The sequence below is a fragment of the Carboxylicivirga litoralis genome, assembly GCF_025499605.1.
GTDB classification, from domain to species: domain Bacteria; phylum Bacteroidota; class Bacteroidia; order Bacteroidales; family Marinilabiliaceae; genus Carboxylicivirga; species Carboxylicivirga litoralis.
On sequence record NZ_JAFMVC010000006.1, the window covers coordinates 211,547 to 234,889 of the forward strand.

At 39.5% G+C, this 23,343-nt stretch carries 18 protein-coding genes; 11 read left to right on the plus strand and 7 right to left on the minus strand.

Going from position 1 to position 23,343, the window contains the following annotated elements; translation table 11 throughout:
* Nucleotides 1-22: 22 nt before the first annotated feature.
* Both J1N10_RS08430 and J1N10_RS08435 read right to left on the minus strand, forming a co-directional pair.
* Nucleotides 23-1,432 (minus strand): sensor histidine kinase, encoded by a 1,410-nt coding sequence (locus J1N10_RS08430; RefSeq protein ID WP_262326254.1) that lies wholly within the window; start codon nt 1,430-1,432, stop codon nt 23-25.
* Between the two features lie 24 nt (nt 1,433-1,456).
* Nucleotides 1,457-2,173, minus strand: a complete 717-nt coding sequence (locus tag J1N10_RS08435; RefSeq protein ID WP_262326255.1) for a hypothetical protein — start codon at nt 2,171-2,173, stop codon at nt 1,457-1,459.
* A 211-nt stretch (nt 2,174-2,384) separates the two neighbouring features.
* On the opposite strand from J1N10_RS08435, the gene J1N10_RS08440 reads away from it, so the two are divergent.
* Nucleotides 2,385-3,017, plus strand: coding sequence for an HAD family hydrolase (locus J1N10_RS08440; protein ID WP_262326256.1), 633 nt, complete (start codon nt 2,385-2,387; stop codon nt 3,015-3,017).
* Here J1N10_RS08440 and J1N10_RS08445 read toward each other — a convergent pair.
* Nucleotides 3,004-4,233 carry a sensor histidine kinase gene (locus J1N10_RS08445; protein WP_262326257.1) on the minus strand — a complete coding sequence of 410 codons (1,230 nt, stop codon included), beginning with the start codon at nt 4,231-4,233 and terminating at the stop codon, nt 3,004-3,006. The two genes, J1N10_RS08440 and J1N10_RS08445, sit on opposite strands and share 14 nt — an antisense overlap.
* A 178-nt stretch (nt 4,234-4,411) precedes the next feature.
* Here J1N10_RS08445 and J1N10_RS08450 point away from each other — a divergent pair, with 178 nt between their 5' ends.
* From J1N10_RS08450 to J1N10_RS08480, 7 genes are all read left to right on the plus strand, one after another.
* Nucleotides 4,412-5,242, plus strand: coding sequence for a hypothetical protein (locus tag J1N10_RS08450; protein ID WP_262326258.1), 831 nt, complete (start codon nt 4,412-4,414; stop codon nt 5,240-5,242).
* An 80-nt stretch (nt 5,243-5,322) separates the two neighbouring features.
* The gene (locus tag J1N10_RS08455) at nt 5,323-7,263 is read left to right on the plus strand and encodes a helix-hairpin-helix domain-containing protein (protein WP_262326259.1); all 1,941 of its coding nucleotides are present in this window, start codon (nt 5,323-5,325) and stop codon (nt 7,261-7,263) included.
* Between the two features lie 75 nt (nt 7,264-7,338).
* On the plus strand, nt 7,339-7,779 hold the full coding sequence (locus J1N10_RS08460) for a C-GCAxxG-C-C family protein (RefSeq protein WP_262326260.1): 441 nt from the start codon (nt 7,339-7,341) through the stop codon (nt 7,777-7,779).
* Nucleotides 7,780-7,785: 6 nt separating this feature from the next.
* Nucleotides 7,786-8,994 carry an exonuclease SbcCD subunit D C-terminal domain-containing protein gene (locus J1N10_RS08465; protein ID WP_262326261.1) on the plus strand — a complete coding sequence of 403 codons (1,209 nt, stop codon included), beginning with the start codon at nt 7,786-7,788 and terminating at the stop codon, nt 8,992-8,994.
* Nucleotides 8,995-8,997: 3 nt separating this feature from the next.
* On the plus strand, nt 8,998-12,558 hold the full coding sequence (locus J1N10_RS08470; RefSeq protein WP_262326262.1) for an SbcC/MukB-like Walker B domain-containing protein: 3,561 nt from the start codon (nt 8,998-9,000) through the stop codon (nt 12,556-12,558).
* Between the two features lie 504 nt (nt 12,559-13,062).
* Nucleotides 13,063-13,575 (plus strand): YfiR family protein, encoded by a 513-nt coding sequence (locus tag J1N10_RS08475; RefSeq protein WP_262326263.1) that lies wholly within the window; start codon nt 13,063-13,065, stop codon nt 13,573-13,575.
* Nucleotides 13,576-13,596: 21 nt separating this feature from the next.
* A complete protein-coding gene (locus tag J1N10_RS08480) occupies nt 13,597-16,071 on the plus strand; it encodes a TonB-dependent receptor plug domain-containing protein (RefSeq protein WP_262326264.1) in 2,475 nt (824 codons plus the stop codon).
* 119 nt (nt 16,072-16,190) lie between these two features.
* Here J1N10_RS08480 and J1N10_RS08485 read toward each other — a convergent pair whose 3' ends face one another.
* Nucleotides 16,191-16,388, minus strand: a complete 198-nt coding sequence (locus tag J1N10_RS08485; protein WP_262326265.1) for a hypothetical protein — start codon at nt 16,386-16,388, stop codon at nt 16,191-16,193.
* 299 nt (nt 16,389-16,687) lie between these two features.
* Here J1N10_RS08485 and J1N10_RS08490 point away from each other — a divergent pair, with 299 nt between their 5' ends.
* Entirely contained in the window at nt 16,688-18,238 is a 1,551-nt protein-coding gene (locus J1N10_RS08490; protein ID WP_262326266.1) for a glycine--tRNA ligase, read from the plus strand.
* A gap of 305 nt (nt 18,239-18,543) precedes the next feature.
* Here J1N10_RS08490 and J1N10_RS08495 read toward each other — a convergent pair whose 3' ends face one another.
* From J1N10_RS08495 to J1N10_RS08505, 3 genes are all read right to left on the minus strand, one after another.
* A complete protein-coding gene (locus tag J1N10_RS08495) occupies nt 18,544-19,152 on the minus strand; it encodes a hypothetical protein (RefSeq protein WP_262326267.1) in 609 nt (202 codons plus the stop codon).
* 431 nt (nt 19,153-19,583) lie between these two features.
* Complete coding sequence (locus tag J1N10_RS08500) at nt 19,584-21,128, minus strand: WG repeat-containing protein (RefSeq protein ID WP_262326268.1); 1,545 nt, start codon at nt 21,126-21,128, stop codon at nt 19,584-19,586.
* Nucleotides 21,129-21,141: 13 nt separating this feature from the next.
* Nucleotides 21,142-22,050, minus strand: coding sequence for a porin family protein (locus J1N10_RS08505; RefSeq protein ID WP_262326269.1), 909 nt, complete (start codon nt 22,048-22,050; stop codon nt 21,142-21,144).
* A 131-nt stretch (nt 22,051-22,181) separates the two neighbouring features.
* Between J1N10_RS08505 and J1N10_RS08510 the strand changes: the two genes are divergently transcribed.
* Nucleotides 22,182-22,733 carry a flavodoxin family protein gene (locus tag J1N10_RS08510; RefSeq protein ID WP_262326270.1) on the plus strand — a complete coding sequence of 184 codons (552 nt, stop codon included), beginning with the start codon at nt 22,182-22,184 and terminating at the stop codon, nt 22,731-22,733.
* 87 nt (nt 22,734-22,820) lie between these two features.
* Nucleotides 22,821-23,189: a BlaI/MecI/CopY family transcriptional regulator gene (locus J1N10_RS08515; RefSeq protein WP_262326271.1), complete on the plus strand. Its 369-nt coding sequence runs from the start codon at nt 22,821-22,823 to the stop codon at nt 23,187-23,189.
* The last annotated feature ends 154 nt before the right edge of the window (nt 23,190-23,343 follow it).

Consider the following 23,343-nt stretch of genomic DNA (forward strand, 5'->3'; position numbering starts at 1 on the left):
TGGTTTAACACAATTTATTGAGTTAGTTGACATTGGTGTTTTGAGGTAACGAGAATTTAAAGGTAGTGCCTTTGTTTATTTCGCTCACAACCCAGATTCTTCCATTGTGACGTTTAACAAATTCGTCGCATAGTAGCAGCCCCAGGCCAGTTCCTGATTCTTTATTGGTGCCCGGAGTGGATACTTTTTCAGAAATATTGAATAAGCGATTTACTTTATCTGGTTCAATACCAATGCCTGTATCAGCAACGGACAATTCAAGGGCTCCATTTGAAGTATTGCTTTCAAGGGTAACGCTTCCTCCTTCTTTTGTGAACTTAATGGCATTTGAAACCAGATTGCGCATTACGCTTTTTATTTTATTGATATCAACCTTTGCTTCGGTATCGGCTTCGATGTTGTTGATTAGTGTTATTTCTTTTTCATCGCCCATTTGCTGTAATAAGGCAATAATTTCATTCCCCAGCAGAAATAAGTTGGTTTTCTCTAATTTCAGGTTGTCTTTTGAGTTCTGTAATTGCGACCACTCAAGCAAATTATCTAATAGCTTGTGCGTATTGTTGGCACTTTTTTCAATAATATCCAGGTAATTCTTACGATCTTCATCTGAAAACTGATCGTAGTGTTGAGACAGCAAGCTGGAGAATCCAATGATTGAATTAAATGGGGTTTTCAGGTCGTGTGATATGATAGAGAAAAATTTGTCTTTGGTTTGACTTAATTTCCGAAGCTCTTTATTGGCCGCAATAATGGATTTTTTTTGTTGTTCAATTTTCTCATTCTTCTCATTCAGATATTCGTTAACACAAAGCGTTTCCTCGTATAGCTCTTTCGCATTTTGTTGTTCGATATTGAGCAGATAATTTGATTTAAATAGTTTGTACCTCAATCTGTAGTGAGCCCTATTTGCGATAAAAGCAATTATGGTCATCGGAAACAAGTTGGAATAATTAACCCATTTCGAATCAGGAAGTTCTGCGACAAACAAGAAAGTTAAGATGGTAGCAAGCAGTGGTCCGAAAAACGACAAGATAGCACTTGGCAAACTAACCTTAAAATCAAGTGCCAGAATGAATATAAGTACAATAATGCCCGTTACCGAATAAGCGTCACCTTCGTATGGGAGGTAGACCAGGTATTTGGCATACATCATTAATAAGGTACTTAAAGTAAGTATGTTGTACCAATTGTATTCAAGCCGTTTGTTTTTCCCTTTGTTAAGGTAGTGGAAAAACAATAGAGAGTAACCCAGCGCAAGTGGAATAAGGCGGGTATAAAATGCATTAACACTCTGACGGATAAATAAATCGGAATAGGCAAACCAAGAGATGATAACCATAGCAGAGATGGTAAAAGCCGGTATATACCTTATGGTTATCTCCTCTAGATAAAGTCTGAAGTTCTGTTTTATGTTCTGTGTTTCGAAGCTCAAATTATACCACTTTTTGACGCCTTTTTACAACTTAAAATATTCCGGGGATGCCAGTTTTGCACCGTTAATTAACTTTTCGTTTATATCATCTGTTTTAGCAAACGATCCGGGATTGTAATGATTAGCTGGTTTATCTGAAGATAACCAGCCCATCTCCTGGTAAGTTTTTGCCACCATTTGAGCGCAAAATGACGTGTCCATACCTGCATCAATATCAAGTTGTCCGGCTAGCCAGTGAAGCAACTCATCTTCAGTTGACGGAAATGGTGTGCCATCGTACTTATATAATATGTTCCAAAGTTTTTTTTCGTCAACATCAACACCTTGCAGGCGCGCAACGGCAAATCGATAGCTTGAACCATCGGGCGAGGGATAAATTTTATCCAAAGAGGCAACATACTCTTCCAGTTTCAATAGATGCGTGCCGGCATGTTTTATATCTTTCTCTTTCCTGATTTCATCAACCAGTTCGTCAACAGTGTCGGCAGTCCATAGATAAAGCTCTTTGCTGTTTTTAAATTTAACAATCATAGCTGCATGACTAAAATCGGTGCCATCAATCTCTTCAATTAGTCGGCTTTCGGCTGCAGTACCGCTGCATAATAGCACCGAACCGCAAGTGATCGTATTGGCTATTTGCGTTAGTTTTGGAAGCTTTGATTCGTCATAGTCGGCAGGTTTCTTATGTTTGTTAACCGCCCATTCTTCAGCTTCTTCCAGAATGTTTTCCAATATTGACATAATAGATGGTGATATTTGAGGTTTCTGTTTGCTAAAAAAACATTAGCACATTTCAGGTTAGCAAAACTAAGAATTTAAATGAATTAACAGTGGTATGAAGCCCACAAATTGTAATAAGGTTAAGATAGATTCAATTAATTATTTATCTTTTAAGCATAATCATTCTTGTTTCTGTTTATACATTTGTAGTCAACGCTTGAAACTCATCGCAATGCAAGAAAAGGAAATAAACTGGCCTGAAATTGATACTTATTTGTTTGATCTTGGAGGAGTGATAGTTGATATCAGTCCAGCTGCAGCCATTGAAGCTTTTAGCCGGCTGGGTTTAAAAAACCTGGATGTGCAAATTACACAAGCTCATCACCAAGGACTTTTTAAGCAATATGAACTGGGAGCTATTACTACGGATGAGTTTATTGAACAGATTCAGGAGCTTTTACCTCAACGAGTTAAAGACATACAAATAGTTAATGCCTGGAACGAAATGATTGTGGCTTTCCGTAAAGAGCGCATTGAAGTCGTGGAAAAGCTAAAGTGCCGCTACCCAGTCTATTTATTGAGTAATACCAATGAGTTACACTGTAAGAAATATACGCAAATGGCCGATGGTTATGAAAATGCTGAAAAGCTTTTTACTGAGGTATTTTATTCGTATAAAATCAAGCAGAGCAAACCAGATTTAGGGGCCTTTAAGAAAGTGGTTGAAGAGACAGGGCTCAACCCTTCGACAACATTGTTTTTAGATGATTCGCAAATTAACCTGAATGCTGCTGCTAAACTGGGTTTTCAAACACTGTTAATAAGCAAAGAGCAAACAATTGAAAAATTATTTAGCTGGTTATAGGCAGGCGTAATTGAACACAAGTACCTTTGTTTGTTTCACTTTTAATGTTAATTGACCAGTTATGGTGTCTGGCGATGTGTTTAATAATACTTAAGCCAATTCCCAATCCATTACGTGTTGTTGTTTTTTTATGGCTTTGAAAGTAGCGCGAGAAAAGAAACTCTTGTTCTTGCGCCGTCATTCCAATGCCTTTATCAATGACATCAATCACAATTGCATTTTTAAACGTTTTTAGTTTAATGTCGATTTTCTCTTCCGAAAACTTGATTGCATTACGCAACAACTCTCTAATAGTAAAATCGAAATAATACAAATCAATGTAGGTTGTTAAACCCAGATTGACAGACGCATTATAAAACAGGTTAATTTCTCTTGACTTATATTCATTTCCTATCCCACGTATCACATTGTTTAGTTGAATAATAAGTGATTCTATGGTTTGCATTCTGAGTTTCAAGGAAACGCTTTTGGCTTCAAACTCGGAGATAAGCAAAAGGCTGTCGAGTTTGTTTGTTAGGTCTATTGAATTTTGCCAAATGGTATGCGTAAGCTCACGCGTGTTTTCATTTTCATTTAAAAGTTTGAGTCCCGCATCCAGTAAACCAATAATGCCATTTAATGGAGTTCTAATTTCATGATTAATATTGGCCAATAAGGCATGGGTAAAACGTTCTTTGATGCCAATGCCAAGTATTTCGCTATTGTAATCATCCAGGATTTCTTTCATTTTGAGGGCATACCTGTCCACTTCGATTTCCAGAGCACTCAGTTTATAATCTTCATTTTCACGTGTAAACACAACGACCGCACCCATGGCCTGATTATCACACGTAAGACCTTTGTAATAGATGTTATCAAAATTGAACAGATTTTCGATGGTTTTGAATAGCCATTCCGGAAAAAGCTTTCCAGATAATTCATATAAATTGCTTGGGAATTGTTTGAAGTGTCGCGAGGAATAGATGTGCTTGCGACCATAAGTCGTGTTTTTGAAATATTTTCCAACCGGATTTAAACCTAAAATACGAATGAGTTTGTTAAATATCGGCTTATTAATCCCTCCTATACTCTTAACATAACCCGCATCACGCTTTTCATCAAGTTGAACTATAACAACAATGGAGTGTTTAAGGTGTTCTATTAAAAAAGAATTGAGACTTGAAAATACCTGATTGAGGGTGTTAGCATTTTTTATATTGTGATTAGATTGGCTCATGAGCACTGAATACGAAAAATAGTTTAGAAGGTTTCATGTTCTAAATGCATCATTAACGATTCCCTCAAGAGGTCTCAATATATATCTATTTATATACATTTAGTCAATTAGCCTGGTTGTATCATTTGACATTCTGGATTTATGTAAATATTTTTATTGATAAGACTAAAATCCAGATATGACTAAATCAACCTTAATCCTTTTATTGGGGCTTTATAGCTTTCAATTTTCAATCCATGCACAATCTCTTGATTATTCAGGACCTGTCAGTTCATCGTTGGCATTCACCAAAGTTTTTGAAGATTCGCCCTGGGCCAGTCTAAGTAATACAGCTAATCTTTCTGCCTATCAAAACATTTCGGTTGGAGCAGCCTATCAGATGCGTTTTAATATGGATGAACTCAGCTCTAGGGCCGTAACTCTGGTGCTTCCTTCGCGTGTTGGCACTTTCTCAGGACTGGTTTTTCAGACAGGATATTCCAAAAGTAATTATAGCCGATATGCTTTGTCCTATAGTCGCCTATTTGGCGAAAATGTAAAAGCGGGAATGCAATTCAATTATTTATCGCATCAGATTGAAGCAGCCGATAGAGCCGATGCTTTTTATGCTTCGTTAGGATTGGGATTTACAATTTCAGGGAGTTTTGAACTGGGTGTTTACATTCAAAATCCGGAGCAAGGCAAAATCAAATACCAAGATGATGAATATGCCTTGCCAACCTTCTTTAATACTGCCATTAAATATTCTATTGCTTCACGTTTTATGTCAGTAGTTGAAGTCGAAAAGCAATTAGAGCATGACCTGGTTTACAAAGCAGCACTTCAGTTTAGTTTTAAAGACAAGTTGTTTGTTCGAGGTGGTGTTAAAGGTCAGCCTGTTGAATTGACTTTCGGTGGAGCTTTCCACATTGCAGGTTTAGCCATCGATGTTGGCTTTGCACATCATCAGCAATTGGGCATCACATCGGGTGCTGGTTTAACGTATTCATTTAAGAAGAAACAAAAATAATGGTAAAGCGATTGTTATTTACAGTCTGTTTGTGCTGGCCGTTATTGATGTTTGCTCAACAAACTGATGATTTGCAAAAAATGATAAGCGACATGCTGGAAACGATGGCCGACCAGCAGCTTGGTAATATAGATTACGAAGAAATGGTTAATGAGCTAATAATGATTAGTCAGCATCCAATTAACCTAAACGAGGCGAAAAAAGAAGATTTGGAGCAACTGTTTTTCTTAAACGATTATCAGATTGAGAATTTCCTGTATTACCGTTATACCAATGGCGAGCTGCATTCTGTTTATGAACTGCAGGCAGTGGAGCAAATGGATAGCCTGACTATCTCTTACCTTTTGCCATTTGTGGTGGTTGAACCAACTGAGCAAAAGAAGAATAACAGGTTCTACGGCAATGTTTTGTCTCGGGTTCAAAGCACGGTGCAAACACCAATTGGCTATAAAGCTATAAATGACACCACCCCATCTGCCTATTTGGGTTCGAAAGAGAAATGGCTGGCGCGAGCACGCTTTTACTATGGAGATAAGATTGAGGCTGGCTTCACCTTGGAAAAGGATCAGGGTGAAAAGGCTTTTCCTAATTATTTCCCGGAAGCAGATTTCACATCGGGATTTGTACGTATCAACAATCCCATAAAATTTATCGATACATGGATTATAGGAGATTATCGCTTGTCATTTGGGCAGGGTTTAGGTGTTTGGACAGATATGGCCTTTTCAAAATCGACAGAGATAGCTCAATTACGACGGCGTGCGAAAGGTATCAATTCCTATACATCGGTTAATGAAAGCTCATTTTTAAGAGGAACAGCTGTTAAACTTAATTTTGGCTCTTGGTCGGTGTCGCCCTTTGCTTCGTACAAAAAGCGCGATGCATCCTTTGTAAACGATACCCTTAACGAGCTCAGCATCTCATCGCTACAGGAAACGGGTTATCATCGCACTCAAACCGAGTTGGATAATCGTTTGGCAATAAATGAAACCGTTTATGGTCTGCAAACAGCCTATCGGCACCATCTGTTTCATTTGGATGCGGGTTATGTCAATTGGTCGATTGATGAGTCGATAGCGAAAAAAGAACATTTAAAAGATAAATACCGCTTTTCTGGCAATAAGCAGGAAACAGTATGGTTATCCAATGCCTTATTCTTAAATCGCTTAACCCTGTTTGGCGAGGTCGCTGTCCAAAATTATACAGATTATGGTATTTACCAGGGATTAACTTACAATCCTGGATTTGATATAGCTGTTTCAGTGGCTTATCGTCAATATAGTAAAGGTTACTCGGCCATCCTTTCCAACCCATTTTCTGAATCATCCAGCAGAGGCGGTGAATCTGGTGCGTTTGCATCCATCTGCCTGAAACCCCTAAGTCGCTTGTCATTAAAAGCCTTTGCCGACGTGTTTTCATACGATTGGTTACGTTATAATGTCTATCGTCCTTCAACGGGATTTGAGTGGTTTGCTCAAGCCGATTATCATTTAAATAATCATCATTCGGCCTATTTACGCTACAAGTCAACTCAGAAAGAAATCAACACAAGTGAAAGTGTAGTTATGTATAAAGTAGTTAATTACCAGAAGGATAATTTGCGATTGTTTTATACTTATAAACCAAGTGATAGATGGCGTTTTCAAACACAGCTTGAGCAAGCTTTTTATAAACAAGATGAAACATCAAGCGCCGGTTGGATGGCTTTTCAGGATGTGAGTTTTAAAGCTGCGAAGTTCAGCTTAAGTGCTCGCTATGTGCTTTTTAATATTGAAGATTACAACAGTCGCATCTATGCTTACGAGCCAGATGTGCTGTATGCTTTTACCATTCCGGCTTATATGAATAAAGGCACAAGGGTGCTTTTAAACGCCAGCGTTAAGCCTGTTAAAAACCTTCGAATCTGGGCGAGGCTGGCTCATACCAATTATTCCAATTTAGATGAGATAGGCTCAGCTTACCAGCTGATAGATGGCAATCAGCTGACAGAATGGAAAGTTCAATTGCAATATTGTTTTTAGTAGAATCAACAGCTGTTATACTCAACAAAAAACAAATCATTTGTTATTTTTACAGTGCTAACAAATCACCTGCACATGGAAAAGAAAATAACTACAGCAATTGATGCTTTCTACAATGGCAACAATTGCGCACAATCGGTTATAAAAGCCTACGTTGACGAATTAGATGTGAACGAGCAACAAGCCCTAGATATGGCCCTTGGTTTTGGAGGTGGCATGGGGAAAATGCAAAAAGCTTGTGGCGCGGTAACTGGAGCTTACATGGTGATTGGACTTCATAATTCAAAGGTGATTGACGACTTTGATAAACGAAAAACGTTAACACCTGAGATGATTCAAACATTTCGCAAGGAGTTTTGCCAGCGACACCAAACCGATCAGTGTGTTCATTTGTTGGAATGTGATATCAGAACAGATGCCGGCAGGCAGTTTTTCACAGAGCACAAGCTTAAAGACAGAGTCTGTTCAAAGTGCATTGAATCATCCATCATTATTTTGGAAGAATTATTTAAATAGTTGTTAATGAAGATACTTCATACCTCCGATTGGCACATTGGACAAAAATTGCATGGCCATGATCGCGACGAGGAGTTTCAGTTATTATTTAATTGGTTGCATCAGCAAATTCAGGATGAGGGCATTGACGTGCTCCTGATTTCAGGTGATGTATTCGACGTTGGTTTTCCTTCGAACAGCGCCCTAAAGCTGTATTACCAGTTTTTAACCTCTTTAATTGGTAGTTCCTGTCGTCAGGTGATTATTACAGGAGGTAATCACGATTATATTAGCACCCTGGAAGCGCCTGCCGATGTGTTGTCAGCGCTAAATATTCAGGTAATTGGAGGTGCAAAAGAGACTATCAGTGACGAATTAATTGAGGTATCTATTAATAATGAGCTGCAATGTGTGGTAGCGGCCGTTCCGTTTTTGCGCGATAAAGATATTCGCGAGATTAATGCCAGTGAATCTTATGAAGAAGCCAAAGACGCTGTTAACAATGGTATCGTAAAACACTACCAGCAATTGGCAGAAGAAGCCGGCAAATATACTTGTCCGCTTATCGCAATGGGCCATTTATATGTGCAGGGTGCCAGCCAGTCAGAAAGCGAACGTGATATTCATATTGGTAACCTGGCAGGTCTAAGGGTGGATTCATTTCCGGACAAATTTGACTATGTGGCATTAGGGCACATTCATCGCCCGCAAAAGTTTAAAGACACCATTCGTTATTCAGGTTCTCCATTGCCTTTAAGTTTCTCAGAGAGAAAAGATAACAAGCAGGTTATCGTATTATCGGTTGAAGGAAAAAAGATAGTAGATATCCGTGATATTAAAGTGCCAGCCTTCCGCAAGTTGATCGCTTTTAAAGGTAGTTTTGAAGAGGTTTCGGAGCAGCTAACTAACTATAAAGGCACTTCGGAACTCGAAGACTGGGCTGAGGTGATGATTGAAGAGCAGGTTCTGGATACTTCAATCAGAGCTAAGTTTGAAACTTTAATTGAAGATGTTAATAAGACAGATAATCAATTACTTATTACCAAGCCAAGTTTACGATTTATAAACGATAATCAGTTGGATGATTATGAAGCCGTGAACTCATTGGCAGATTTAAGTATTAATGATGTGTTTGATAATTTATTATCGGCCAAAAAAGTGCATAATCAAGAAAGCGTATCGGAAACTTTTGCTGAATTAATGGATGATTTCTTTCATCAATCGGAAAACGAATAGTACATGCAATTACTTCAACTTCGCATAAAAAACCTGAATTCGCTGAAAGGTGAACACCTGATTGATTTTGAAAAAGGGCCAATTGGCAATACCGGCTTGTTTGCCATCACCGGACCAACAGGAGCTGGTAAATCCACCATTTTGGATGCGATTACTCTGGCCTTATACAACCAGACACCGCGCAGTGGTTCAGTATCAAAAAATGACATTGCCCGACTGGGAAGTATTATCACTCGCAACACCGATGAAGCCTGGGCACAACTTGATTATCGGGTAAAAAACATTACTTACCGCTCTCAGTGGGGAATTTCGCGCAATCGTAATGGTAATCTGCGCGATTACACTTTGGTGCTTTCTAAGCAGGAAGATGATGGGCAGTTTGTAAGTATGGCTGACAAACGAAATGAAGTGCCCAAGGAAAATGCTAAGTTAATAGGTCTTAACTTCGACCAGTTTTTACGTTCAATTTTGCTGTCACAAGGTGATTTTGCCCGTTTTCTGAAATCGAATGCCAATGAGCGAGGAGAATTGCTGGAGAAAATTACAGGGACAGAGATCTATCGTCAATTGGGGCGTGCTTGCTATGAGCGGCGCGGCAAAGAGGTAAAAGAACTGGAGTATTTAAAAATACAGTTGGAAGGGATTGAGATACTTAGTGAAGAACAGCGACAAGCGGCAGAAAATGAGTTGGAGACTTTAAAAAAATGCAATAAAAAGCGCGAGGATGATTTAGGTAAATTCAGAAAGCAATTACAAAAAATTCAGGAATACAATCAATTAACAGCTTCAATTGAAGAAAAGAAAAAACACCTGGCTCAGCTAAACAATGAATTAGAGGCGTTTAAAACGAAGCAAATCAGCCTCGAAAAGCATCAGGAAATAGTACCACTAAAAGCTGAAATACTTGCTGTTGAACAGAGAGAAAAAAACATTAAAGAGAAGCAGAAAGAAAAAACAGACAAGAGTATTAAATTACATTCTGAGAAGGAGATACAGGATGCAACTAAAGTTCAACTTAAGTCACTAAAACTGGAAAGTGATGTTTTTGATAAAAAGCAACAAGAAACACAATTGCTTATTAAACAAGTCCGTGTTTTAGATTCGGAGATACAGGTTGTTCAAAATAGTTATCAATCACTTGAGAAGCAGAACAAAACTATTGGCCAACAAATTGATGAGCTGCATCTGGAAATTAAGAAGCAGGAAACTCTTTTGAGTTCAAAAGAAAAAGAAATAACAAGCATTACCACTTTTCTTGAGAAAAATAGCCGCATAGCTAATGCCGGTGACCAATTGCCACTCCTTGAGCAACAACTTCAAACAATAACTCATCGTGCTGAGCTGGTAAACAATAGCATCAATTCGGTGGAATCGGCACAAACCCGAACGGCATTGCAAGAAACTTCAGAGGAGGCTGTGCGTTTGACACTTGTACAAAAGGTGGTGGAACAAAGTGAACGCTTTATTCAGGACCAAAAAAACATTTTGCCCAAAGAGCTCCCTGGTATTGAGACACTAAAAGAAGACGCTAAAAAACTTCAGCAAAAGAGCCAGGCTTTTGAACGCATGTTGGATGTCTGTAGAGAAAAACAAAGAGTTTGGGCCGAAAAAGAAAGCTTAACTAAAGAGTTAGATATAAGCTCTAATAACATTGCAATAAAGGAGAAAGAGTTAAATAAGATTGGTCAAGCCTTAGAGATTAATCAAAAACGCCTTGACGAACTTAATGCCCGACACGAACGTGAATTACTGGAGGCTAAGTATGAAGATGCACGTCGGCTTTTAAAGCCCGATGAAGCTTGTCCCCTATGTGGTTCTCATCAACATCCGTATATTGATAATTACCAATCAACAAAGAGTGAGACAGATGAGGCTCTTAAGAAAACCAATGCTCAGCATCGCGAACTGCAGAATAAAGAAAAACTATTTGGTGAACAGCTGTCGGTTCTAAAAACAACAGTTGTAAATTACACAAAACAATTAGCTGTATGTGATAATAAATTAGGTGATTACACTAATTTAATTCAACAAGTAATTGATAATTATTCGTTGGGCTTAAATGAGGTTACCGAGGAAATAGTAAAAGACTCCAGGGAGTCGCATTTGAATGATTTTAAGAAACTGGAGCAACAAATAACGACCATTGAACGCCTGGAGAAGGCAATTGCAAGAAACAAAGAATATACCATGCTGGCCAATGATTTGAAAGCATTGGTAAAGTTGCAAAATCAGGTGACAGATAAACTTGCCGGATTTGGATTTAACGCCGGAATGCCTTTGAGTGAAAGCATCGAAAACCTTAGAAAGAGCTATTCTTTGTATGCTAAAAAGAAAGAGCAGTTGCAGCTGGAGGAAAAAGAACTATCGGCACAATCAACTGCCTGGAAAGAAAAAGGAAAACAATTACAAGAGCATATACAAAACTTTGCTAGGCAAAGTAATGAGTTGAATGAAGTCAAGCAAGTTCTTGTAAAGCAAAAAGATAAACGCCATAAATTATTCGGAGACCGTGTGCCTGAAGAAGTTGAACAGGCCTTAAATAAACAACAAAGCCAACTGGATGAAGCTCGCAAGCTGTTGGAGGTTAATCTGGAAAAGTCAACTGTTCTGTTCAAGACCTTGGAAGAACGTTTATTCGACTTGGAAAAGGAATTAAAAGAAGAGCAGCAAAATTTGTTACAGCAAAGCCACCAACTCAATGAAAAATTAAAACAAAGAGGATTAGCCTCTATAAAGGATGTCCTCTCTTTATTGTTGACAGATGATGAGGCAAGACGCATACAGCAGCAACAAGAAGCTTTTGTTAAGACTTCTACCGAATTAAACCATTCTTTAAAAGAGCAAAATGAAAAGCTGAGCCAAATAAAAGCAGCCGTTGAAAACAACCGACTCACCGAGCCTGAATTAAAGGAGCTTATCGCGCAGCAGGAATTGCAACTGAAAGCTGATTTGGGTAATGCGGGCAGCTTGCAACAAAAAATCGCAACAGACATTAAAAATAAAGAGAAGCAAAAGGAGAAAGTTCAAGCCATTGAGAAACAACAAAAGAATTTTCAGCGCTGGGATGAATTAAGCAGCTTGATTGGAGATGCAACGGGCAATAAATTTTCAAGGTTTGCGCAAGAGTTGACTTTAAAGCAAGTGCTTCAATTAGCGAATAACCATTTGAAACTGTTGAGCGATCGGTACAAAGTGAAACACGTTAAAAACGATACGACCGATGAGTTGTTTGTGGTTGATATGTATCATGGCAATGCCGAGCGTTCGGTTAAAACCCTGTCAGGTGGTGAAAGCTTTTTGGTTAGTTTGTCATTGGCATTAGGATTATCTGATTTGGCAGGACAAAACACGGTCATTGGTAGCTTGTTTATCGATGAAGGCTTTGGAACCCTCGACCAAAATACGCTGGATGTGGCATTGTCGGCATTGGAGAAACTGCAGAACGAAACCAATCGAACAATTGGTATTATTAGTCATGTACCTGCCCTTAAGGAACGTGTGACAACTCAAATCGAATTGAAAAAAGATGCCTCTGGTTATAGTAGCATTGAAGTGAAGAACTAATATTACTCACCGAATAATGATAATAACACAAGCATTTATGATTATCGACCATTTAACTGACAACATAAGGGTTAATAAACATTTCTAACAAAGGCAGCCGGTTTTTGTAAGCGATTCCACTCTCAATCGTTTGCTATTTCACGATCAAGGATTATATGTCGCAGTATATGAAATAAGTACTTCTTTACCTGTTTCATTCGTCATAATATTATGGTCTTTAATCATAATTATTTTGGCATTAGTGGCGATAAATCTATTTTCGCCGCATTATTATTAAGAGCAGGTTATTTGGGGAAGATAATCGGTTTGGATATAAAACTCATTGGGATTAGCGGTATAAAAACATCCTATTAAGTGATGGTCGGTTTCACAACCGGTAACATGCAGTAGAAATACTAATGAGTGTGCTATGCCGTTAATCTCCCAGAGTCATCTAAATGTTTGTCTTGCCTGATAGAAATGGAACTATCTAAAATTGATATACATGCAAAACAAACAAATCAAATGAAGAAAACAATTCTGTTACTGTGCGTCCTGTGCTTGGGCGCAATGATGAGTGAGATGAAAGGGCAGACTGCCACTTTCAAAGCACTTTTCCTGTACAACTTTACCAAAAACATTGAATGGCCTGCTTCTGCAGTTGGTAGCGAGTTAGTTATTACGGTTTTGGGTGATGATGAAATTAGTGCCGAACTGGAAAAGATTGCAAAAGTTAAAAAAGCAGGTAATAAAAGCATTAAGGTTGTTACCGCGAGAAGCGTAAAAGACATTGCTGATACGCACATGGTGTTTTTAGGGAGTGCAAAAAGTTCGTTGATGAACACTTTAAGTCACGAAAATGAAGGCAAGCCTGTTTTGTTGGTGGCCGACAAAGGTGGCCTATGTAAACAAGGAGCGGGCATTTCATTTTTGACTGTAGGAGGTAAATTGCGCTACGAAATTTGCCCATCTATTATCGAAAGCCATAACCTAAAGGTGACACAAAAAGTACTCAGTTTGGGTATGCAAGTGCAATAACAACGTTTTAAAGTCGAAAAAATGTTAAGAATTAAATATATCACAGTTTTATTGGTTTCACTTTTCTTAGGCATAAATACGATGGCTCAGGAAGGTGAAAAATCTTTAACGAAAGAGAAGATTTTATCGATGACGACAGAGGAGTTAAGTGCTTTGGATCTTGACGACCTGATGGCAGCCATTGATATTGTTGGCGTTTCATCGCTTGAAGAATTATATGAATTACTATTGAATAAGGATGTCACTTCTGCATCAAAGTCAGAAGAAAGTCTGTTCGATTCACCATTGTCAACAACCGTTTTGTCGCACGAGCAGATTATTGCATCGGGAGCTACATCAATCGAAGAAGCATTACGCCTGGTGCCTGGTGTTATTGTACGCGAGAAAACGAATGGCAACTACGATGTGCACATTCGTGGTAACGATAACTTACCGGCTAAAAACATGCTTTTGTATTCCGAAAATATGAATACGCTGGTAATGATTAACGGCCGTCCGGTATTTAACTACTCGCATGGTGGCACATTATGGGAAACGCTTCCGGTAAGTTTCGAGGACATCGATCGAATCGAGGTAGTGCGTGGCCCAGCCAGTGCACTGTATGGCCCTAATGCCTTGTCGGGCGTAATCAATATCATCACCCAGAATATTACAAAAGAGTCGCCTCTTGTATCGGGTAATGTGCAAGCTGGTACATTAAACACCTACCTGGGAGATGTGGCATTTCGCAAAAAAATAAGCGATAAATTCAATATCGGTTTAACCGGGAACTTCGAAACCCGCGATCGTGAACGTGAAGAGCTTCTCATCTATGACAGAGGCGGAGCTCAGTATTCTTTAGATGGTAATCCGGTTGATCCTGGCTATTTTACTCGTGATGAAATTAACCGCATGCAAAATGGCACATTGCCATTATGGCCTCCATACGATGTAAAAGGTGAAACCTATGATATTTATAAGTCATTCCCTGATCCTGATCAGGCAAAGGAGCGTATGGGGGTAAATGCCTATCTGGATTTTATGCCAAACGAGAATACGACCATCAACCTGATGGCTGGACATCAACAATCACAGGCTGTTACTTCAAGTATGGGTGATGTACCAACACCATATACCACAAAAGTTGCAGCTACATCATATGTTGATTTAAGAGCGAACTATAAAGGACTGAGTCTTCAGGCCAACTATAATGGCGGAACCATCGATTATATGGCCGGCAACGAGGGCTTCGAGTTGGATAATGAACAGTTCAATATTCAGGCCGAGTATGATTGGAATTTGGGTAAAGTAAGCATCCGTCCTGGTGTTAGCTACCAGTCGATGTCTTATGATGATTCAAAACACATTGCCAAAGTGGGTAATGGTTATCTAAATGAAGAGCAAACCATCAATATCTTTGCCGGTAGTGCTCGCTTCGATTACCGCCCAACTGATAAGCTGCGTTTAGTGGCTGCTTTGCGCGCTGAGCAGTACAACAACCCTGATGATATTTATGCTTCATGGCAGTTTGTAGGTTCGTACAAGCTAAATGACAATAATATTATCCGTGCCGTTTATTCACGTGCTAACCAGTCATCATTCCTGGTTAATACGTATTCTAACTACACCTGGAATATTGTCAACATGCCTTATCCTCGTGTGATGCAGTTCGATGGAAACAAAAGCCATGATTTAAAAACCATGGACATGATTGAATTGGGCTATCGTACACGTCCCACAAAAAACTTATTGATTGATTTTGAAGCATTCTACAATGTATCTGAAGGCTTTGGTGCCTTGATGCCAGTTTATACCAATTTGGCAATTAAAAACCCGCTAGCAATTTTAACACAAGGAGCACAGCCATTAGTTCTTCCCGATTCAGTAAATATTCAGTATACTAATTTAGATTTGAAATCGAAGCAATTGGGAGCAAGCATTAATATTGACTGGGTTATTAATGCAAAATTGGTTGCCAATGCGCATTTCACTGTTCAGCAAACGAAGCTGGATAATTATATGCCTTATAACCGGAATGAGCTGATTGGCTTTTTAGCTGCTGGAGCATCCGCCAATACCGAACAAACAGATGCTGCCACTTTGAAACTACAGCAATTGGGTTACGGTCTGGCTACTGGTGCTATTACCCCTGCCGATGTGCCGTCGCAGATTTTCTATGCAGAATCATCAACCTGGCCAACAGATACCAAAGACGATTACGAGCATAAATCAACACCATCCTACTTCGGTGGTTTCTCATTAACCTATCGCCCAATTAAGAAGCTGGAGATTTTCCCACAAGCATACTTCTACGGCGAGCAAACCTACGAGGGGCAATACAGCACCGAAAACATTGCTGGCAAGTTCTTATTAAACACCAAAGTATCATATAAAGCCAATGATAACTTAACCTTCTTTGTTAACGGACGCAATATCCTTAACATGAAAGACAGAGAGTTTGCTTATATGGATGAAATTCCGGGCATGGTGCTCGGCGGACTAAACTTTAAATTCTAACGAGAATTTAAACCTGTGAAATTCAGGACACACACATCTTAATGTTGAAGCCATCCCGTTTTTCGGGGTGGCTTTTTAAGTAAAAATATATTCGATTTTTGATTAGAGAGCACCGTGCATTATTGAAAAGGATTGGTTTCAAAAGGATTACTGGTGAGTTGAGTATTGTCAACTTGGGCTGCACCTTTGGGCTTTCCACCAGGTCCCCAGCCACCACCCTGGCCATTGCCACCGCCTAAAACAGTACTCATTAATATTAACGATGTACTGGTGTCAATCTTAACCTCTGATAAAATTGGTTTGTTATATTTCCTCATCCACAAAAAAGTAATCCCCACGGCTTTGTAAAGCCTTTCTCTCAAATGCTCAATATAATATTCAATACTTTGGAACTAGGTTGCTAGAAGTCAGATACGTGATAACTCACTAATAGTTACATAACTGACAGGTATCAGGGTTTATTGGGTAAAGATAAGGTCATCATTTATCGTTCATGAGATATTGAAGCTATAAGTGCTTATATCAAAAACAATTAAAGGTTAACACAAAAAAACTTCCCTACTTTTCAAATTTCAACTATTTTTGTGCTTCCGATTAAAAATCATAACAATATAATATGGCACAAGAGGACGTTTTTAAAAAGCTGGTGGCTCACTGTAAAGAGTACGGTTTTGTTTTTCAATCGAGCGAAATCTATGATGGATTAGGCGCTGTGTATGATTATGCGCAAAATGGAGTTGAGCTCAAAAATAACATTAAGAAATACTGGTGGGATGCCATGGTGTTGTTGCACGAAAATGTGGTGGGTATCGACTCGGCTATTTTTATGCACCCAACAACCTGGAAGGCTTCGGGCCATGTGGATGCCTTTAACGATCCTTTGATTGATAACAAAGACAGTAAAAAACGTTATCGCGCCGATGTGTTGATCGAGGACTTGATTCAGAAGTTCGAAGAGAAAATCAATAAGGAAGTTAAGAAGGCTGAGAAACGTTTTGGTGAGAGCTTTGATAAAGCACAATTTCTGGAAACCAATCCTCGTGTTCTTTCTAATCAAAAGAAAATTGATGAAGTGCACGCTCGATTTGCCAAGGCCTTAAACGATAACGACCTGGAAGATTTGCGTCAGATTATTGTTGATTACGAAATTGCCTGCCCTATTTCAGGCACTAAAAACTGGACCGATGTACGTCAGTTTAACCTGATGTTCTCAACCGAAATGGGTTCAACAGCCGATGGTGCTCAAACCATCTACTTGCGACCAGAAACAGCACAGGGTATTTTTGTGAACTACCTCAACGTGCAAAAGACAGGTCGTATGAAGCTGCCATTTGGTATCGCTCAAATTGGTAAAGCTTTCCGTAACGAGATTGTGGCGCGCCAGTTCATTTTCCGTATGCGTGAGTTCGAACAGATGGAAATGCAATTCTTTGTGCGTCCGGGTGAAGAGATGAAGTGGTTCGACTACTGGAAAGATGCCCGTTTGCGCTGGCATAAGTCGTTGGGTATGGGTGAAGAAAAGTACCGTTATCATGATCATGAGAAGTTGGCTCACTACGCCAATGCCGCTACCGATATCGAATTCAAGATGCCATTTGGATTTAAAGAAGTGGAAGGTATCCACTCGCGTACCGACTTCGATTTATCGCAGCATCAGGAGTTCTCGGGCAAGAAAATTCAATACTTCGACCCTGAGTTAAACAAGAGCTATGTACCTTACGTGGTAGAGACATCTATTGGTGTGGATCGCATGTTCTTAAGCATTATGGCCGGTGCTTATAATGAGGAAGAAATAGAAGGAAAAGACGGCAAAAAAGAAACCCGTGTGGTATTGAACCTGCCTCCGGTATTAGCTCCAATTAAGCTGGCCGTGATGCCATTGGTAAAAAAAGATGGTCTGCCTGAAAAAGCCCGTGCTATTATTGATGAGCTGAAGTTCGATTTCAATTGTCAGTACGATGAAAAAGACAGCATTGGTAAGCGTTACCGCCGTCAGGATGCCATTGGTACGCCTTTCTGTGTAACGGTAGACCACCAGGCTTTAGAAGATGATACCGTAACTATTCGTTACCGCGACACCATGGAACAGGAGCGCGTGAAGATTTCAGATCTTCAGGGTATTATCAGCAAAAAAGTAAGTATGCGCGAAGCCTTTAAGAATTTGTAAGATTAAGAGTCGTTTTCAATAAGTCGACTTCTAAAATATTAAAACCCGGTGGAATGAGTTCACCGGGTTTTTTTTATGTCTTTTATTTTAGGCCAATGGTAAAAACCACATTTGACATGAAAAAAGAGGGTATCCGAAAATAAAGATTCACGCAAAGACCGCTAAGATTTTCGCAATGGTCGCAAAATTTAAACTGTTATTTTTCAATACTATGCGTTCTTTGCGATTTTCTTGCTTTGCGCACTTTGCGAGAAATATTCGTGTTTTTACACAGCCTCTTTAATTTTCGTTTCTGTATTTGAAGCCTATTTCAAATGCTTCTTATACATAAACTGAGCGTATTCCTTAGCAGCCTTAGCAAAGGCCTCCTGGATACGATAACCTGCATCAAAATCGTAACCTGCCGCTCCTGTACCCGGGCTGGCGATAATTTCTAATTTGTGTAAAATCACATCAGGCTTAGCCGTTTCATAAATAGTGATGATGTGGTTGGTTTTTGCTGGCTTTCTCATCACACCAACGTTAAAACCTGGCTCGATAAAAGGTGTATTAACACAAATGGTGTATTTAGCCGTTTCGCTGTTTGCCACTACTTTTGAGCCAAAAAGCTTATCGCCGTGAATGTTGAATAGCTCTATAAACTTAGGTGGGTATCTGTCTTCCTGGTCCTTTTCCCATTTAACGGCCCATTCATCTCCAGTGCCAGCTTCTTTCTCGTTGCGTTCAGCCGTCTCGCGCTCAATGTAATCAGCTTCACTCATTTTACCAACCTTCAAATCATCATAAGTAAATATGATGTTTATGTTTTGGTCGCCCTTAATACAATCCGGCTTTCCGTCCAGGGTTTTTAATTTTTGCGCATAGCCTGCTCCTGCAATTAAACAAGCTGTTAAAAGCAATAGAATTTTTTTCATTTATTACGTTTTAAAGTGTTAGTCCGGCAAATATATGATTACACCAACAAGTGAACACATAAATTACATGTGTTTATAAAATATTTTGATAAGAGGCATGAAAGTAATGTTTGATTGACCTTCCTTGACAACTGAAAATCTATATTGCTGTCAGGTGAAGCAGAGATTGTATTTCCGTTATTCATCCTTAGGAACCGCTTCGTAACAGCTTCGGGGCATGGTCGTCCTAACCTCGCTCCCAGCGAGGTTGATCCCAAAGAAGGGGCTTAGCTGATAGCTTGTTGGTAGGTTTTATTACGTATGGCATATCTACCACAAAGGCACGAAGAACACGAAGAAATACTTTGTCAACTTTGTGCCTTTGTGGTTTAATCTTTTAATAAGGAGCGTATCTTTATTAACAGCTTATTTAAGCTACGAAAGTCGTTCTATTAAATATCCAGATAGATACTTAAACCCACCGAAACCGGGTACAATTCTGGCCCTTTGTTTTCTTCAAACAGGGTTGAGAAATAGTAGGTGCCAAACAGGTTGATGGCGCGGTAGCCCATGCGCACCATGGCACCATAGCGGAATTGCTGCACATTGTAGCTGCCTTTTTTCTTTTGTTTGTGCGGATTATCATTGTCATCGTACACAATGCGGTTGTAGGAGTTAATGCGCATGCCGCCAATGGCACCGGCCGAGAAATAGAACGTATTTCCATAACGATTGGTCGGTACCTGAAACTCCATCAACAATGGCATATTTAAATGCGTTGTTACCAGCTTGTTTTTATCCAGCGGACGCGTGGCATCTTCGTAAGTAATATTGCCATCGGCATCTTTCGTTAATAGTATGGGGTTGGAAAAATGATAATTGTTCCATTCAATCCCCAGACCGGTTACCAGGCCAATGTTGCCTCTTCGGTCGAGACCAATGCTCCACTGGATGGCATTGATGGCCCAACTGTTCGATTTGCCAGCGTCCAGCGCCATAAAGTCACTAGCCGATACGGTTTCGTTATTATAGTTGAGGTAGTTATTAAAAGCAAACTCAACACCCGTGTAGTGCCCTTTAAAGCGATGGTTACGATAGCGATAACGATCACGCTTTTCACCACCAATCTCAATATAAGTGTCATTACCTCGCTCATTCACCACAATATCACCGCCTAGTATTCGGATATGCGTTTTATTGCCGTTTTCATCTTCTATCAGCACTTCTTTTTCATCCTTGCCCTTAGTTGTTACTTTGGTTGATGAGGGTTCCACATAATCGTTCTGCGGCACCGGCAAATCCAATGGCTGACCGCTTTCGTCTATCCACACCATCTGTCCTTCCAATAGTACTTTGGCTTTACCTTCATCAAAGGCCCAGATGTGGGTGTACATGGGTGGAATTATTTCGTTACCCATATAATCGATGTAACCAACTTTACCATCTTTTAAAATGCGGGCTTTACCATTTTCGAATGACCAAATTTGCTGGTATTCACAAGGAATAATTTCGTTACCGCTTTCATCGATATAGCCAATTTTACCAGCTCGCAACACACGTGCGCGTCCGTTGTCAAAAGCCCATATTTGCTGATACTCACAAGGCACCACCTGGTGACCCTGCTTATTGAAATAACCTAATTTTCCTTGTTTAAGCACTTTGGCTAAGCCATTGTTAAACGGCCAAACCTGATCATATTCAGCCGGAATAATAATTTGACCGCTAATATGAAAAACACCTGCTTTGCCCGATTTCAACACTCTGAAAAAGCCATTATCATCCAGGTTCCACACCTGGTTATATTCACAGGGCACGATGATTTCTCCACTGGCTTGCACTATGCCTACTTTACCATCTTTCAATACCCGGTAAATCCCTGGTTTAATCTCCCAATGGCGCTCATACAGCGAAGCTATTTCAGGTTCGATGGTTTGCGACGATGCCGTAAAGAGTGAGAAGGTGAAAAGTAATAATGATATAGCCAATAATTTTTGCATGGTAGCTGGTGTTTTAAAATTGAATGAGTGAGATGCCTATGGTAAATGGATAAAGCTCAGGTCCGCGATTATCGGTATAAAAAGTTGAAAAATTATAAGTCGCATACAGGTTGATAAAGCGATAACCCATGCGCACCATGGCGCCATATTGGAAGGGGTTCAGGTTAATGTCATCACGGCCTTTGTCTTTGTTGCGATCGCCATCTTCTTTGTACACGATTTTGGTATGTCCACCCAGCTTAAAACCACAATAAGGCCCTGCTGAGATGTAAAAACGATGAAAAGGTTCAGATGCGGGTATCTGCCATTCAAACAGCAAAGGAATATTAATAAAAGACGTGGTAATCTTGTTCTTTTCTACCTTACGCGTATCTTCTACCGGCACACCAATGGTTTTGCCTGTTGCTTCATCGCGCTCAAAGTAAAAAGCCTGATCGGTACGGTAATTATAGAATGTCCAGCCGGCACCCAACACCATACCAAAGTTGTTTTTATGTTTTTGCAATCCAATGTTATATTGTAAAAAGTTAATGCTGAAAGTAACCGATTTAGAAGCGTTTAAATCCATAAATAAGGCATCGGGTGGCAGGTCGGTCGAGAAATCAGAGGTCATATAACCGTTAAAACCAAGGTCGCAACCTGCCCAGTGGCCTTTAAACTTTTCGCGTGGCACACGCACCATTCTTATGCGGGCCCGGTTATAATCTTCAATCACTTCAAAACGCCGACGACCAATGGTAATTTTGGTGATGGTGTCGTTGCGTTCATCTACTTCCAGTTTTACGCCGGGTGCTTTAATAATATTCTTTCCTCCTTTTTCCTCAACAGAAATAAGGTTCTTCGATTTTTCTTGTGCTGTGCTATTCGTTGATGTGAGTAATACAACTGAAATAATGGATATAATTAGTATAGCTTTCTTCATCATCCTTGTTTTAAGTTATTCAGAGGTAGGACGAGCTGGTTTCTTCATTTGTTACACCTAAAAATCAAAGTAAAATGGATTAAATTGTAAAACATTAGTATTTTGTGCGTTACACATAAAATCAAAACCTTATGCACGTTGCCATATTTATCGGAAGCCCACGAACGAGCGGAAACACAGCCACTATCGCAACACGATTAGATGAGCATTTAAGCAAGAGCGGAGCTACATGCCGAACCTATTATCTGTATCATCATCAAATTCAACCTTGCATCGATTGTCGCCGATGTAAAGTAGACAAGCAGGAATGTATCCAAAAAGATGGGATGTCGGTTTTATATAAAAACATGGAATGGGCGGATGTGATTATTTTTGGTACACCCATTTACTGGTTTGGCCCCACTGCACAAACAAAACTAATGATTGACCGCTTCAGACCCTACTTTGTCAATAAAAAGCTACATGGCAAACGTGCTGCATTGATACTACCTGCTGGTTCGGGTGAAGGTGACTGCGATATAACCATTGAGCAATTTAAGCGGGTATTTAAAGCTTTGGGCGTGGTGTTGATTGATGTGCTTACACTCGAAGCTTATGACCTTGGTGATGCAGAAGAGCAGATAAGGAAGCACGATTTTGTGCGTGATTTAGCAGAGAAAATTTTGCAGGAAGAAGAGGTCTGAATTTTTACCAACTAAAAAAATAGTGGAAAAATATGCTTCCCTTTAAAAATATGCCTTATATTTGAACTAACAATTTAGTTGAATAGAATGAAAGAACTAACTAAAGCAGAAGAACAAGTGATGCAAAAACTTTGGGAACTGGGCAAGACCAATGTGAAGAGCATCATAGAGCTAATGCCGGAACCCAAGCCGGCCTATAACACAGTATCCACCATTGTGCGTATTCTCGAGAACAAAGGATTTGTCGACCATGAAAAGCTCGGCAAGGGATATGTGTATTTTCCGATTGTCTCAAAGGAGATTTATAAAAAAGCCTTTATGAAGCGCTTTATGTCAAACTACTTTCAGGATTCGTTTAAAAACATGGTGTCCTTTTTTGCCAAAGAAGATAAAATGGATGTCAAGCAACTAGAGGAATTGCTGAATGATGTAAAGAAAGATTTGGATAAAGAATAATACTTGTAATCATGCATATTAAGATGGATGATGTAAAAACAAATGCTCTGAAAAAAACAACACTGAGGCACTGAGTCGCAGAGTGTTTTTTTCAAGCTTAAATAGCTCAGCGTCTTTGCGTCTCTGTGTTTATTTAATGTTTCATCGACCTTAA

Excerpts from the sequence above, each read along its gene's own strand:
- J1N10_RS08435 (WP_262326255.1), bottom strand. The coding sequence starts at position 2,173 with ATGTCAATATTGGAAAACATTCTGGAAGAAGCTGAAGAATGGGCGGTT.
- J1N10_RS08440 (WP_262326256.1), top strand. The coding sequence starts at position 2,385 with ATGCAAGAAAAGGAAATAAACTGGCCTGAAATTGATACTTATTTGTTT.
- J1N10_RS08445 (WP_262326257.1), bottom strand. The coding sequence starts at position 4,233 with ATGAGCCAATCTAATCACAATATAAAAAATGCTAACACCCTCAATCAG.
- J1N10_RS08450 (WP_262326258.1), top strand. The coding sequence starts at position 4,412 with ATGACTAAATCAACCTTAATCCTTTTATTGGGGCTTTATAGCTTTCAA.
- J1N10_RS08455 (WP_262326259.1), top strand. The coding sequence starts at position 5,323 with ATGATAAGCGACATGCTGGAAACGATGGCCGACCAGCAGCTTGGTAAT.
- J1N10_RS08460 (WP_262326260.1), top strand. The coding sequence starts at position 7,339 with ATGGAAAAGAAAATAACTACAGCAATTGATGCTTTCTACAATGGCAAC.
- J1N10_RS08465 (WP_262326261.1), top strand. The coding sequence starts at position 7,786 with ATGAAGATACTTCATACCTCCGATTGGCACATTGGACAAAAATTGCAT.
- J1N10_RS08470 (WP_262326262.1), top strand. The coding sequence starts at position 8,998 with ATGCAATTACTTCAACTTCGCATAAAAAACCTGAATTCGCTGAAAGGT.
- J1N10_RS08475 (WP_262326263.1), top strand. The coding sequence starts at position 13,063 with ATGAAGAAAACAATTCTGTTACTGTGCGTCCTGTGCTTGGGCGCAATG.
- J1N10_RS08480 (WP_262326264.1), top strand. The coding sequence starts at position 13,597 with ATGTTAAGAATTAAATATATCACAGTTTTATTGGTTTCACTTTTCTTA.
- J1N10_RS08485 (WP_262326265.1), bottom strand. The coding sequence starts at position 16,388 with ATGAGGAAATATAACAAACCAATTTTATCAGAGGTTAAGATTGACACC.
- J1N10_RS08490 (WP_262326266.1), top strand. The coding sequence starts at position 16,688 with ATGGCACAAGAGGACGTTTTTAAAAAGCTGGTGGCTCACTGTAAAGAG.
- J1N10_RS08495 (WP_262326267.1), bottom strand. The coding sequence starts at position 19,152 with ATGAAAAAAATTCTATTGCTTTTAACAGCTTGTTTAATTGCAGGAGCA.
- J1N10_RS08500 (WP_262326268.1), bottom strand. The coding sequence starts at position 21,128 with ATGCAAAAATTATTGGCTATATCATTATTACTTTTCACCTTCTCACTC.
- J1N10_RS08505 (WP_262326269.1), bottom strand. The coding sequence starts at position 22,050 with ATGAAGAAAGCTATACTAATTATATCCATTATTTCAGTTGTATTACTC.
- J1N10_RS08510 (WP_262326270.1), top strand. The coding sequence starts at position 22,182 with ATGCACGTTGCCATATTTATCGGAAGCCCACGAACGAGCGGAAACACA.
- J1N10_RS08515 (WP_262326271.1), top strand. The coding sequence starts at position 22,821 with ATGAAAGAACTAACTAAAGCAGAAGAACAAGTGATGCAAAAACTTTGG.